Here is a 14120-nt window from a genome sequence, read left to right on the forward strand (position 1 = left end):
TTCTTATTTTTTAGTTTCGGTAGTCGTTTCAGTTGTTGCTGGTGCCGCCGCTGTAGCTGCTGCCGGTGCTGCTGCTCCTTTTTTGAAAGCACTCATCACATACATTGCTACTCTCCATCTGTCTCCTGCGTTCAATTGTCCCGCATAAGATCCCATGGCATTTCTACCGTTTGTTAATACATAATGAACAGATCCTACAGTAATTTCTCTGTCAGCATAGTTGGGTACTCCAGAGAATGCTCCAGTTTGAACGATAGGTCCTTGTCCATCACCTCCTGTACCGTGACATGCAGCACAAGTGTGATCAAACAATATTTTACCTCTTTCAAGATCCTTCGCTGCATTAGCAGGGTTCAAAGGAGATGCTGTAAGTTTTTTAGATGCTTCATACCCTGCGTTGTACTCGTCAACGTTTTTAGGTAATAAGCTTTCTTCAAAAACTCCGTCTTTATTCTGAGGAACTGATCCTTCTACCGGAGAAAGACCTGTTGCACCATTATTTTTAACAAAAGCAGGAATTTCATTTTCATGATCTGAATAAGCATCCTGAGCTTTCATCAATGGATCATAAGCTACCGGAAAATACATGTCCGGGAAATATACCAACGGAGTGTTCTCCTTTGGTCCGCAAGAGTTAAGTAAAACTGTTGTTAAACCTAAAACCGCTGTAATTTTTAATACATTCTTTTTCATTTTAAGCGTCTTTAACAGTTATTTCTTCAACTCCAGTTTCAATAAGCAACTGTTTTACAGATTCTACATCTTCAGTTACAAATTCCATCATGAATTTATCATCAGTAGTTCTCGGGTCCGGGTTCTGAGCTGGAGCTCCCGGATACATTTTGTTTCTAACCAAGAAAGTTAAAGACATCATGTGAGCTGCACAGAATACCATTAATTCGAACATTGGAACTACGAATGCCGGCATGTTGTGTCCCCAGTCAAAAGCTGGTTTACCACCGATATTCTGAGGCCAGTCGTGGTTCATTACATACCAGGTTAAAGTAGCACCGATAGTAACCCCATAAAGAGCATATAAGAAAGCGGCATCAGAAATTCTAGTTTTCTTTAAACCTAAAGCTTTGTCTAGTCCGTGAACCGGAAACGGAGTATAAACTTCGTTAATTGCGATTCCTTTATCGTTGAATGCTTTAACGCCGTTCATTAAATCGTCGTCGTCAGCATAAAGTCCGTATACAATTTTAGTGGTGCTCATCTCCTTCTTTTGCTTTATAAGTTTCACCTGAGATTTTCAAAATCGATTTTAATTCAGCCTGTGCAATTACAGGGAATGTTCTTGCATATAATAAGAATAATACAGAGAAGAATCCGATTGTTCCTAAGTATACACCTACATCAATGATCGTTGGCTTAAACATAGTCCATGATCCTGGTAAGTAGTCTCTTGAAAGGTTGATAACGATGATATCAAAACGCTCGAACCACATACCGATGTTGATGATCAATGCAACAATGAATGTCCAGATAATGTTCGTTCTTAGTCTCTTGAACCAGAAAGAAGCAGGAATAACAAGGTTACAGATGATCAATGACCAGAATGCCCACCAGTAAGGTCCTACAGCAGCACCTGGAGAAAGATATGTGAAATCTTCGAATCTAGATCCTGAGTACCATCCGATGAAATATTCAGTTGCGTAAGCTACAGTTACCATACCACCGGTTAAGATGATTACGATGTTCATAATTTCGATATGATACATGGTAATATACTCTTCTAAGTGACACACTTTTCTTGCAACCAACAATAGCGTCTGTACCATTGCAAATCCTGAGAAGATTGCACCGGCAACGAAGTAAGGAGGATAGATTGTTGAGTGCCATCCTTTAATTACCGAAGTTGCGAAGTCAAATGATACGGTAGTGTGTACTGAGAATACAAGCGGAGTTGCCAAACCTGCAAGAACCAAAGAAAGTTCTTCGAATCTTTGCCAGTGTTTTGCTTTACCACCCCAACCGAATGCTAGGAATGTATAAATTTTCTTAGTCCAAGGAGTTTTAGCTCTATCTCTGATCATTGCAAAGTCAGGGATTAGTCCCATGAACCAGAATACAGTTGATACTGAGAAATACGTGGAGATTGCAAATACGTCCCAAAGTAGAGGAGAGTTAAAGTTCCCCCAAAGAGAACCGAATTGGTTTGGTAAAGGGAATACCCAGTATCCAACCCAAACTCTACCCATGTGGATTACAGGGAAGATTGCTGCCTGTACAACCGCAAAGATCGTCATCGCCTCTGCAGATCTGTTTACAGACATTCTCCATCTCTGTCTAAATAATAATAATACTGCGGAGATTAGGGTCCCGGCGTGACCGATACCTACCCACCATACGAAGTTGGTAATATCCCAACCCCAGTTAATAGTTCTGTTAAGCCCCCATGCTCCAATACCTGTCCCGATAGTGTAAGCGATACAGCCGAATCCATAGAGGAATAGAACTAGTGCAGCATATAATGAGATCCACCATAATTTACCTGCTCTTTCTTCGATAGGTCGTGCGATATCTTCTGTAATATCGTGATAAGTTTTGTGACCAATAATTAGAGGTTCCCTTATCGGAGCTTCGTAATGTCCTGACATTTTTTACCTATTTATTATTTAAACTTTATTTTTCTACTCTGTTTCTTACTTTAGTGTGATAGAACACGTTTGGTTTTGTTCCGATCTCCTCCAGTAAATAATATCTTCTGTTAGATGCATATTGCTTTCTAATTGAAGAATCTTTATCATTCATGTCTCCAAATGTCATTGCTCCGGTAGAACAAGCTTTAGAACAAGCAGTCTGGAATTCTCCATCCTTCACTCTTCTTCCTTCTTTCTTAGCCTCAAGAATAGTATTCTGAGTCATTTGGATACACATTGAACATTTCTCCATTACCCCTCTAGTTCTTACAACTACATCCGGGTTAAGTACCATTCTTCCTAAATCATTGTTCATGTTGAAATCGAACTTGTCATTTAGGTTATAAGTAAACCAGTTGAAACGTCTTACTTTGTATGGACAGTTGTTTGCACAATATCTGGTACCGATACATCTGTTGTAAGCCATATGGTTTTGACCTTGCTTACCATGTGAAGTAGCCGCTACCGGACATACAGTTTCACAAGGAGCGTGGTTACAGTGCTGACACATTACTGGTTGGAAGATTACATCCGGGTTGTCTGCAGGGTGGTTTAATGCACCTCCGTCTCCGAAAGCAGTACCATATAATTCAGGTACAGCCATTCCTTCTTTCAATCCTTCGTAAACTTCTACTTTTTGTCTTGAAGAGTAGTAACGGTCAATTCTTAACCAGTACATATCTCTGGACATTCTTACTTCTTCTTTACCTACTACAGGAACGTTGTTTTCTGCCTGACAAGCAATAATACATGCTCCACAACCAGTACAAGAATTCAGGTCAATAGATAAGTTAAAGTGAGGACCATCTGTATCATCAAAAGCATCCCAAAGGTCGATTTTTCTCGCTGGAAGCGCTCCGCTGATCGTGTGGTATTCCAAAGGCTTGTTCCATCCTTTGTGCTCATCATCAAAAGCAACGTTAATGAATTCAGCTAAAGGAACTTCCTTCGCGATTTCATAACGACCCATTAATGTATTTTGAAGCTGGATCCCTGCGAACTCGTGATCTTCTCCTGTTTTTTCAATTTTAACACCTGAAAGAACAAGGTTAGAACCGTCAAATAAAGGATAAGCATTTACACCAGTATCAGCAGTTGCTCCTGAGTTTTTCTTACCATATCCAAGTGCAAGACCTACAGATCCTTCAGCTTGTCCCGGCTGTACGAATACAGGAACGTTTTCTATTTTAACTCCGTTTACAGTAAGGTTTACAATAGAACCATCCAGCTGCATTCTCGCGTTAAGATCGTTGTCAATTGCAAATTTCTCTGCATCTTTAGGAGAAATTGTCAAATAGTTATCCCAAGACATTCTTGTGATCGGGTCAGGTAACTCCTGTAACCAAGGGTTGTTTGCCTGAGTACCGTCTCCCATTGAAGTCTTAGTGTATAATACTAATTCTAATTCAGAAGCTTTAAAGTTTCCTAGTTCAGCAACAGCCTGAGCAGCGTTTCCACCTGTATACGCTAAAGTAGTTGTATTCGTAGAAGCGTTGATACCGTTATACAATGCTTTGTTGAAAGAAGTACCACCTAAAAGAGAAGCAGAGCTTGCCTTTAAATAATCGTAGTAGTTGTTTGCTGCATTGTTTTTTCCATTCTTCCAAACCAATAGAGATTCTTCAATCTGTCTTGATTTGTAGATTTTCTGGATTGTAGGCTGCATTAATGAATATACACCAGTCTGTGGTTCGATATCTCCCCAAGACTCCAGCCAGTTAGCTACCGGAATTACAGCTTTCGCTGCTTTGTACATTTCATTTTTCTTATCTGCTACAGCAACTACATAAGGAACTTTAGATAAAGATTTTTTAAAATCTTCTCCTTTTGGATGAGAGTAGATAGGATCTACATTGTTGGTAACTAATACACCAACCTGTCCAGCGTTTACCCATCCTAAGAACTCCTGGTATCTTGCACCGTTGAATTCCTTAAGGAAGTTTGCCTTACCAGTGAAAGCTACTGATCCTAATTTCTGGTTGATCAAGTGTGCTAAAACCTGTGCTCCTTTAGAACCGTCAGCAAAAACAACAGCTTTGCTTCCTTTTGCTTTCAATTCGTTAGCAATTTCAGTTGCAGTCTTATCAGAAGTACCACCACCTACGATTGCGTTGTAAACTTCAACTAAAGTTTTGTTTACAGCACTTGGTTTTAATCTGTATCTAGAGTCAGCATTAGCACCGGTTAATGACATGTTAGATTCCACCTGAATGTGTCTCAACATGTTTGCTCCCGGTTTTCTAGCAGCTGCATAAGAAGTTTCTAAGCTTGAAGCATTATAGTCTCCTAAGAAATCAGCCTGGAAAGAAACTACCAATTCAGAACCGTTAAGGTCATAAACAGGTAATGCTCTTTGTCCGAATACTTCCTGAGCTGCATCTAATCCTGCAGAGTAAGGGAAAGCATCATAAGTTACTAATTCAGCCGTAGGATATTTAGCTTTGAATTCAGCGAATAACTTTTTGAAAGTTGGTGAAGCAAAAGAGTGTGATAAAACCACAATCTTTTTGCCTGACGCTTTAGCTTCTTCCAAACCTTTGATAACAAAACTGTCTACTTTGTCGAAAGTTTCATCTTTACCATCTAGTTTAGGCTGCTTTACTTTATCATTGTCATAAAGAGAAAGAACACTTGCCTGAGCTCTTGCATTAGTTTTACCTAAATCACCACCAGCTGGGTTGGGTTCAATTTTGATAGGTCTACCTTCACGGGTTTTTACTAAAACACTAGCAAAGTCGAAACCGTCAAAATAGGTTGAAGCGTAATAATTAGGGATTCCCGGAATAATATCATGCGGCTTTACCACATAAGGAATCGTTTTGATTACCGGAGCTTCGCAGGCAGCTAATGTAACTGCTGCTGTAGAGAATCCTAGTAATTTAAGGAAATCTCTTCTTGAAGTACTAGATCCGTTTTTCTCAGCATCTCCAAGGAAATCTTCTACCGGAATTTCTTCCTGAAACTCTTTCTGAGCCAGCTTATTATTCAAAGCCGGATCTTTAAGTTCATGAATACTTCTGAATTGTATTTTGTTTGAAGCCATTTATACTTCTAATTTTTTAGTTATTAATAATGACATTTACCACACTCAAGACCTCCAATTGCATCTACAGTGATCTTACCTCCATCTTGTGGATATTGTTTTTTCAACTTGTCATGTAGATTTTTGAAGTACTCTTTATTATAACCGTTGTTCATATCAACCTCAGTCGTTCTGTGGCACTCGATACACCATCCCATAGTAAAGTCGTTTGCCATCTGAACAACATTCATTGTATCAATTTTACCGTGACAAGCTTTACATACAACATCTATTTTGTTGTTAGGGTTCTTTTTGTTGAAAGAATTGATGATTGCTTGTTCTCCAGCAATTACGTGCTGAGAGTGGTTGAAGTAAACGAAGTCTGGCATGTTGTGGATTCTTGTCCATTCAACCGGCTGTGTTTTTCCTGTGTACTGTTGTTTTGCAGGATCCCAACCTGTTGCAGCGTAGATCTTCTGGATTTCTCCGTCATAGAATGCCTTGTCTTTTCCTGGCTCCATGTAGTGATCTGCGTTGTATTCAGAAATTGTTCTGTGACAGTTCATACAAACGTTCATAGAAGGAATCTCAGATACTTTTCCGTATTTGGCACTAGAGTGACATAACTGACAGTCAATTTTCTGTTCTCCAGCGTGGATTTTGTGAGAGAAGTAGATAGGCTGTTCAGGTTTGTATCCTTTGTAAACACCGATCCACATTAGCCAGTTCCATACTCCGTAAGCAGCCAAAATAGCAAGGATTGCCAATAGACCTTTACCAATGAAGTGGAACTTCTCATACATTTCACTGAAAGAACGAACTCTTGTTTCGTTAAGTCCAGCTAAATCTTCAGACTGGCCTAGTTTTACCAATTGTCTTAGTTTTACCAAGATCCAAACCAGTAAACCTGCGATCGCTAAAAGTGAAATGATTACAACGTTTGTAGTAGTTTTGTCTGCAGGAGCTGCCGCAGTAGCGTCAGTTGCAGGAGTTGCTTCCGGTTTTTTCTCCTCCGGAGCAGGAGGGTTAGTTGTGAAAGCTAAAATGTCGTCAATATCCTTATCTGTAAGATTTGGAAAGACCTGCATTTCAGTCTTGTTAAACTTTTCAAAAATCTCATTAGCGTATTTATCCCCAGAAGCTCTTAGAGCTTTGTTGTCTTTGATCCACTTGTGAAGCCAATCTTTGTCTACACCACCTTCTGTCTTTACACGTTCTACAACCCCTTTTAATGGTGGTCCTACAACTTGTTTGTCCAGCGCGTGACATGCAGTACAATTCGCTTTGAAAAGTTTCTCTCCGTTTTTAGGATCGCCGTCTTGCCCGTAAAATGAAGCACTGGTTGATAGCAATAAGCCTATTGCGATCAACGTTTTTTTATAATGCTTTCTCCAACTAATCATTTAAATTATCTTATGTTAGTAAATTATTGAACATTCAATCAATTCCGCAAAAATAATATTTTTAACAGGAATTTAACGGTATATCGAAAAGGGAAAATATCATTTACGTTTAATTTGTATTGATTCTAAATAACCAGTTTGGTATAGTTTTTTAATTTGTATAAATTTGCGGAAACAAGTTTAAATGAGAAATCTAATCAAAATATTTTCGATATTATCATTATTTGGATTTTATAATATTGAAGCACAGCAAGTTGTTAAAAAGGATACCCTGTCAGGAACAGAGCTTGTTATGACAATGGATTCCAAAATAAATGCTGCTTTGGAAGGAATTGAAGGGAAGTGTGCTAAAGTTGCCCCAACAAATTCTTCTAAAGATTTCAGTAATAGTGATAGTGGAATCTCTACGGGAATCAGTACAAAACCACCTAAGATCTTTGTGCCAAGCAGAGAACTTACCAATGCTGAAATCTGTAAGAAAAATCCTAGAATTTTAGGGTTCAAAATCCAGATTACAACGGTGAAAAGCAATGAAGAAGCTAATGAAGTGAAGTCTTATTTCAGAAAGAGATTTCCTAATCTGAAAGTGGAGACAGATGCCTCTTTAAGACCAAATTATAAAATTTTAGCCGGAAGTTATTTCACAAAACAAAGTGCAGCCAGCGACCTTTCTAAAATCAGAGAATACTTTAAATCTGCAGTAGCAGTACAGTATAGAATTTTCTGTTCCGAGGCGAAATAGAAAAAATTTATTTCAACATAAAAAGCGAAAAGCTGAGAGTATTTCTCAGCTTTTTTTATTGATAATAATTTTCCATAAACCAAAAGAATTCTGTCATTCTAAAGATATTATTGGCCAGCAGATAGACAAATAATATAAGAACGATTGCGGTGAGAAATGACATGATTTTCGGTGATGATCTGTAAGCAAAAAAGAGCCAGCCTAAAAGCAAAGGATAGGCAAAAACAAAATGTCCTCCATAGATATAGGAAGTGTGAAGTCCAAACCTCATCACACAATGGATTACAATGTCTGCCAAAAACGAAATAGCGATTACCTGAACCCATTTGTTTTTAAAATTTTTAATATAACTCCAACTTATCAGGATTAGCAATATGGCTATGAAAAAGTATGGAAGGGGTGATGAATAAAGATCCATATACAGTCCTTTGAAATTAAATCCTTTCATATTATGCTTGTTAGACATAATGAATCCCGGGAAAAGGATATTGCCTCCAAAGAAGAATGATAAAATCATATCCCACGTTGGCATCGAATTTACATTTGAGAACTTTTCATACTGCTGATTGGTCTTTGAAAAAATGTTCTGATAGTTAAAATCAATCCGGTTCAGATAAAGGAGTACAAAACAGATAATAGCCACAGCCACTCTAATGGCAGCATTCCCGAATTTTTTCCAGCTTCTGAAAAGGTCTTTTTCGAAGATAAGGGGAATAAAAACTTTGACAAAGTTGGTAATGGTAAGTCCTCCAATAGTAATCCCTGCCAGTGATAAGGCTGTTGCGGGTATTTTTTCTTCTTTTCTCAGTTTTATTGCTGCATAGTAGTTGTATAATGAGAGCAAAAATAAAGTGTAAGTAAAGTTTTCCGGGGTGAAAGACAGGATGATATTGGTTGAAAAAGTGCCAAAAAACATGATGATTAAAAGGCTTAACCATAATGGAAGCTGAATGATATTCTTCAGGTATTTGAAAATCTGAACGATATTTAATGTAATGATAATATTGCTGAGCCACGCCAGGGTGAGCCTGAAGTTGGCGTCCATTTTTCCTCCTGAAATAAATAATGAAAATTCTCGTATCCAGTTAAAAAAATAGTAGGATAGGGGATGTCTTTCAAAACTGCCACCTGTCATAAGGATAGATCTGTTGTCAAAACTGAAATAGGCATCCCATGGAATTCTGTTATCAAAAATAATTCTGTAATGAAGAGCAATATAAGATCCCAGAATTCCATAACAGACAATGAAAAACAGGAATACTGCCAGTTCGGTATAGGTGGATGGAAAAACCAGTTTAAAAAAATGGGTGATTTTTGTTTTGATATAAGACACGTGTCAGATTTTTTGCAAAAGTAAAATAAAAAAACCACCAAAATTGGTGGTTGTAAAAGTTTGTATAAACGTTGTTATTGTTTGATTACTTTCTCGGTTTTTGAAGTTCCGTCTGAGAAGTCCACCTTAATGAGGTAGATTCCTTTCGGAAGTGAAGAAATATCCAATCTTTCTGAAGTATTGCTGAGCAGAGATTTTCCGCTTGCATCAATTACAGTGGCAGATTTGATCTTTTTGTCAGTTTTGATATTGATCTCTCCTTTTGTAGGGTTTGGATAGATGTTTGTGATCTCTTTTACTTTAGCATTGGTTTCCTGAGTCGCCAACGTGGCACTTGCCAAAACCTGTACATCATCTATTGAAAGGCTGTCTGCATCATTTGCTACATAGCGGAATCTGAATTTAACATTCGCCTGCCCCGCATAGGATGCTAAGCTCACAGTAATTGCCAATGTTTCATAATCAGTATATAATCCGTAGTTTTCTTCAACCCATACCTGATTCCAGGTAGTTCCTCCATCTGTAGAGACTTCTACTTTTAAATCTCCGTTTGGATTTGGATCAACCATGTATTCGTATCCAATTTTAGCATTGAATTTTAGTACCGGACTTGTTGTTCCTACTAAACTGAAAGAAGGGCTTGTTAAATGAGCGTCCTGTGCCTGGGCAATCCATCCTATAGCGGCTGATTTTCCTCCATTGATATTAAATGTTGCCTGCCCGGTTGCATTGAAGATTGTGGTAGTGAATCCCCAAGGTCTTGAAGCTACATTTGTTCCGGTTGTCCATCCTGTTGGAGGAAATGTCGTACCCTGAAAAGTCTCTGTGAGAATCTGTGCTTTCCCAAATACAAAAGAGATTAGGAAAATGAATAGTAATTTTGTTTTCATTTGGTTTACGTTTAAAGTTGTTAGTAAATGTAATAAAAAAATGAAAATAATTACATGTTTTTTAATTTTTTATGAATATTTGTCAGTTACGAACTGCATGAGAGTGTGGAACATCCGGCTGTATCATCGTATCCTGACGGTCTTTTGACAGAGAACTCCGGGTATATTTCCTCATACGGATTTTCAAGGGCTTTGATTAACTTCTCAAGCATCTCTTTTCTGCCATTGCTGATCTCTTCAATACATTCATAGAGAAGATAATTTCGGAGTATAAATATTGGGTTGGATTTTTCCATCATGGCTAAAGAGTCTTCTTCCGAAATGGAGTTTAACGCTTTTCTTGCTTCATAACTTTTGATGAAACTATTAAGTTTTTCCAGCTTCTCTTCATTCAGAATACTATAAGAGGCGTCTTTAAAAAATTCCGATATATCTGTGTTTTGGGTTATTTTTTTCAGTTGATTGAAAAACAGGGTGTAATCCAGCTGAAGTTCCTGCATAAGACCCTGCCAGTTGGTGAAAAATTCTTCATCCTGTTTTAGAAGCTGATCAAAACCAAATTTTTTACAAAGCATTTGATCATGAGCTTCCCAAAAATAAGTTCCGAAATTATTTAAAGTATCTTCTAAAAACTTTTCATCTTTGATTAATGGGTGAAGAGCGTTGGCAAGCTGCCAGAGATTCCATTGGGCAATTTGTCCCTGTTTTCCGAATGCATATCTTCTTCCCGGAAGGTCTGTGGTGTTGGGGGTGAAATTCAAATCATATTCGTCCATCATTGAATAAGGACCGTAATCAATGGTTAATCCCAGAACTGACATATTATCTGTATTCATCACTCCATGTACGAATCCCACTCTGAACCATTCAACCATTAGGTTAGCAGTTCGGGTACATATATTTTCAAAGAATTCTTTGTATTTCTTATTGTCAGTGGCTGTAATTTCAGGGTAATAGTTTTCAATGGTAAAGTCGGCAAGATCCTGAAGATTGTTGTATTCTCTTTGGGCAGACATAAGTTCAAAATGTCCGAAACGTAAAAAGCTTTCAGCAGTTCTGATAACCACAGCCCCTTTTTCCAGTTTTGGGTTTCCATTGTACATGATGTCCCGCATTACATCTTCACCTGTAAAAGCCAGACTAAGCGCTCTTGTTGTGGGAACGGCTAAGTGATACATGGCTTCACTCATCAGGTATTCGCGTACAGAAGACCTTAATACGGCTCTTCCATCGGCATGTCTGGAGTATGGGGTAGCGCCGGCTCCTTTCCATTGGATCTCGGTTTTTTTTCCTGCCTCATTGGTAATTTCACCTGCAAGGATGGCTCTTCCATCTCCAAGCTGTCCAGCCCAGTTTCCGAACTGATGTCCCGCATACGCTGTAGCATAGGTTCGAACGTTTTCCGGAAGGTTATTTCCAACCAGAAAGCTCAGATCTTTATCTTCATATGTCCCCAAACCTATTTCCTTTGATAAGGCTTCATTAAAAGCAATCAATTCCGGTTTATCAAAGCCGGAAGGTTTAATGGTAGCAAATAAAACCTTTGGAGTGTTTCTCTGCATGGGATTGTTTGAAAAATCACCGGGAAAAGTTTCAATAAATGGCTGTCTGATACGTTCGATATTCATCCTTCAAAGGTATTAATTATAAAAGAAAAGACCTTCCAAATAATTGAAAGGTCTTGTGTATTACTAAAAGAGAATTTATTTATTGAAATCTACTTCATCATTGGAATGAAGGTTTTCATTGATGTTGTCCTCTTTCTTTTCTGTTGGTTTTTTAGGAGTTGGATCTGCTGGTCTTGGGTTTTTGATTTCGTCAATGGTCTGAAGACTTCCATCATCGCCATATCCTCCACTTAATCCTTTAAGGTTTGAACATCCGTCTTTCCAGTCTGAAGGTTTAATAAACTTATCATCCGGAGTAACTCCTAAGCTCTTATCCGCCCAAACTTTCTTCATGAAAATGGCCCAGATCGGTAATGCCATTCTCGCACCCTGACCTTCACCTGTTCCAAAGAAGTGGGTGGCTCTGTCTTCCCATCCAACCCATGCTCCTGTTGCCAGTTTTGGAGTAATTCCCATAAACCATCCATCTGAGTTGTTCTGAGTTGTTCCTGTTTTAGCAGCAATTTCTACCGCTTTTGAGATCCCTCTTCTTCCCAGCTCTCCGGAAGCGGTTCCGTACTGTGCAACACCTTTCATGAGTTCAATCATGGTGTACGCATACATTGGGTTCATTACTTCTTTCGGCTCTACGTTTACTTCTTTGATAACTCTACCGTTGGCATCTTCAATTCTCCAGATCATTTCTGGTTTGTTATAGTTACCATAGTTGGCAAAAGTACTGTAAGCACCAAGCATTTCGTAAATCGTAATGTCTGATGAACCTAAAGCGATAGTATTGTTTCTTGGAATATCTTCTGTTACTCCCAGATCTCTTGCCGTCTGGATTACAGCGTCTACTCCTGTCATTTCAATTAGTCTTGCAGCAACAGGGTTTTGAGAGTGTGCCAATGCATCTTTCAATGTAAGCATTCCACCTCTTCCCGGTACGTGCCATCCGTTATGATCATAAGTTCCGTTAGAAACGGCTGAACAAGGAGTCATTCCCAGTTTCATAATAGCCGTAGCATATACGAAAGGTTTGAAGGTAGATCCTACCTGTCTCTTACCTTGCTTGATGTGGTCATACTGGAAGTGCTGCCAGTCAATACCTCCTACCCAGGCTTTAATTTCTCCGGTTCCCGGAACCATAGACATCAAACCTGCCTGTGCAATTTGTTTGTGGTATCTGATTGAGTCCCATGGAGACATTTCAACCTCTTCTTCTCCGGCCCATGTGAATCGTGAAGTTTTGATAGGTTTCTTGAACTCCATCATGATGGAATCTTCAGGCATTCCGTCAGCTTTCAGCAATTTGTAACGGCCGGTTCTTTTCATGGCCTGAACCATTACATCTTTGATCTGTTTATCATTAAGATAGTAGAAAGGTCTGTTCTTTCTTCCTCTCTGTTCTGCATCAAATCTCTTCTGAAGATCTGTTAAGTGTTCTTTGATTGACTCTTCAGCATATTTCTGCATTTTAGAATCAAGAGTAACATATATTTTTAAACCGTCCTTGTAAAGGTTAAGTTTTTTACCGGTTTCTTTTTCATGAGCATCAAGATATTTATCAATCTCTTTTCTCAGATAGAACTTGTAATAAGCAGAATATCCATCTGTTATACTTTTGATAGGGTGGAAGTCTACTTCAATCGGAGTAGCAGCTGCTTTTTCATAGGTTGCAGCATCAATATATCCGGTTTTCTGCATTTGATCCAATACCACATTCCTTCTTTCTTTAGCCTTTTCAGGATATCTGTAAGGATTGTTTTTTCTTGGATTTTCAAGCATTGCTACAAATGTTGCAGCTTCAGGTAGTGTAAGCTCAGAAGTCTTCTTGTTAAAGTAAACTCTGGAAGCCATTTCAATACCATTAGCATTGAAAAGGAAATCGAATTTATTGAAGTAAAGAGTAATAATCTCTTCTTTGGTATATCTTTTCTCAAGGCTCACGGCTACTACCCATTCTTTCAGCTTCTGGAATGCTCTCTGAACTTTATTCTGAGAAGCGTTTCCTGTGAAAAGAAGTTTGGCAAGCTGCTGGGTAATGGTAGAACCTCCACCACGTCCACCACCGTATGCTACGGCTCTGGCAACGGAATATAAATCGATTCCCGAGTGTTCTTTAAAACGCTCATCTTCTTTAGCCTGTAGGGCATAAATAAGATAAGGAGGAAGATCCTTATAAACGATTGGCTGAGTTTTTTCTTTTTCAAATTTACCCAGAGTAACTCCGTCTGAAGATATGATCTCAGAAGCAACAAAGATGTCCGGATTTTCAAGTTCTTTTACATCAGGCATTTCCCCAAGGAATCCTTGAGAAACCGAAAAGAAAAGTCCTGAAATTCCCAGAACCACTGCAATGAGTCCGATCCAGATAAATGAAACCCATTTTCTCCAGGAGGTATCTTTCTTTTTCTTGGGAGGCAGAGGAAATGTTTTCCCCTTATTTCCTGCATTTTTTTTGTTTTCTTCCATTTATGG

Annotated in this window: 10 protein-coding genes; 1 reads left to right on the top strand and 9 read right to left on the bottom strand. The window is 38.6% G+C overall.

Annotated features, from left to right (window positions below; translation table 11 throughout):
* Positions 1 to 3: 3 nt before the first annotated feature.
* The 5 genes from J2786_RS15250 to J2786_RS15270 are packed head-to-tail and all read right to left on the bottom strand — an operon-like array spanning position 4 to position 7067.
* Complete coding sequence (locus tag J2786_RS15250) at positions 4 to 693, bottom strand: c-type cytochrome (protein ID WP_047426924.1); 690 nt, start codon at positions 691 to 693, stop codon at positions 4 to 6.
* 1 nt (position 694) lies between these two features.
* Positions 695 to 1216 (bottom strand): DUF3341 domain-containing protein, encoded by a 522-nt coding sequence (locus tag J2786_RS15255; RefSeq protein WP_034691794.1) that lies wholly within the window; start codon positions 1214 to 1216, stop codon positions 695 to 697.
* Positions 1203 to 2600: an NrfD/PsrC family molybdoenzyme membrane anchor subunit gene (nrfD, locus tag J2786_RS15260; protein WP_034691792.1), complete on the bottom strand. Its 1398-nt coding sequence runs from the start codon at positions 2598 to 2600 to the stop codon at positions 1203 to 1205. The genes J2786_RS15255 and nrfD overlap by 14 nt, the downstream gene beginning before the upstream one ends.
* A 25-nt stretch (positions 2601 to 2625) precedes the next feature.
* Positions 2626 to 5685, bottom strand: a complete 3060-nt coding sequence (locus tag J2786_RS15265) for a TAT-variant-translocated molybdopterin oxidoreductase (RefSeq protein ID WP_047426928.1) — start codon at positions 5683 to 5685, stop codon at positions 2626 to 2628.
* 23 nt (positions 5686 to 5708) lie between these two features.
* Positions 5709 to 7067 carry a c-type cytochrome gene (locus J2786_RS15270; protein WP_047426932.1) on the bottom strand — a complete coding sequence of 453 codons (1359 nt, stop codon included), beginning with the start codon at positions 7065 to 7067 and terminating at the stop codon, positions 5709 to 5711.
* A gap of 184 nt (positions 7068 to 7251) precedes the next feature.
* On the opposite strand from J2786_RS15270, the gene J2786_RS15275 reads away from it, so the two are divergent.
* Entirely contained in the window at positions 7252 to 7809 is a 558-nt protein-coding gene (locus J2786_RS15275) for an SPOR domain-containing protein (RefSeq protein WP_047426937.1), read from the top strand.
* 55 nt (positions 7810 to 7864) lie between these two features.
* On the opposite strand, the gene J2786_RS15280 is transcribed toward J2786_RS15275, so the two are convergent.
* From J2786_RS15280 to J2786_RS15295, 4 genes are all read right to left on the bottom strand, one after another.
* Complete coding sequence (locus tag J2786_RS15280; RefSeq protein ID WP_310025804.1) at positions 7865 to 9142, bottom strand: DUF6080 domain-containing protein; 1278 nt, start codon at positions 9140 to 9142, stop codon at positions 7865 to 7867.
* 74 nt (positions 9143 to 9216) lie between these two features.
* A complete protein-coding gene (locus J2786_RS15285) occupies positions 9217 to 10032 on the bottom strand; it encodes a T9SS type A sorting domain-containing protein (protein ID WP_047426940.1) in 816 nt (271 codons plus the stop codon).
* A gap of 86 nt (positions 10033 to 10118) precedes the next feature.
* The gene (locus J2786_RS15290; RefSeq protein WP_047426944.1) at positions 10119 to 11660 is read right to left on the bottom strand and encodes a protein adenylyltransferase SelO; all 1542 of its coding nucleotides are present in this window, start codon (positions 11658 to 11660) and stop codon (positions 10119 to 10121) included.
* A 75-nt stretch (positions 11661 to 11735) separates the two neighbouring features.
* Complete coding sequence (locus tag J2786_RS15295) at positions 11736 to 14114, bottom strand: transglycosylase domain-containing protein (protein ID WP_047426945.1); 2379 nt, start codon at positions 14112 to 14114, stop codon at positions 11736 to 11738.
* Positions 14115 to 14120: the final 6 nt, after the last annotated feature.

Origin of the sequence: Chryseobacterium vietnamense (assembly GCF_031454475.1) — a bacterium.
Lineage (GTDB): Bacteria > Bacteroidota > Bacteroidia > Flavobacteriales > Weeksellaceae > Chryseobacterium > Chryseobacterium vietnamense.

What these genes read in the sequence shown, in the direction of transcription:
- J2786_RS15250 (WP_047426924.1), bottom strand. Translation starts at nt 693, where the DNA reads ATGAAAAAGAATGTATTAAAAATTACAGCGGTTTTAGGTTTAACAACA.
- J2786_RS15255 (WP_034691794.1), bottom strand. Translation starts at nt 1,216, where the DNA reads ATGAGCACCACTAAAATTGTATACGGACTTTATGCTGACGACGACGAT.
- J2786_RS15285 (WP_047426940.1), bottom strand. Translation starts at nt 10,032, where the DNA reads ATGAAAACAAAATTACTATTCATTTTCCTAATCTCTTTTGTATTTGGG.
- J2786_RS15290 (WP_047426944.1), bottom strand. Translation starts at nt 11,660, where the DNA reads ATGAATATCGAACGTATCAGACAGCCATTTATTGAAACTTTTCCCGGT.
- J2786_RS15265 (WP_047426928.1), bottom strand. Translation starts at nt 5,685, where the DNA reads ATGGCTTCAAACAAAATACAATTCAGAAGTATTCATGAACTTAAAGAT.
- J2786_RS15270 (WP_047426932.1), bottom strand. Translation starts at nt 7,067, where the DNA reads ATGATTAGTTGGAGAAAGCATTATAAAAAAACGTTGATCGCAATAGGC.
- nrfD (WP_034691792.1), bottom strand. Translation starts at nt 2,600, where the DNA reads ATGTCAGGACATTACGAAGCTCCGATAAGGGAACCTCTAATTATTGGT.
- J2786_RS15275 (WP_047426937.1), top strand. Translation starts at nt 7,252, where the DNA reads ATGAGAAATCTAATCAAAATATTTTCGATATTATCATTATTTGGATTT.
- J2786_RS15295 (WP_047426945.1), bottom strand. Translation starts at nt 14,114, where the DNA reads ATGGAAGAAAACAAAAAAAATGCAGGAAATAAGGGGAAAACATTTCCT.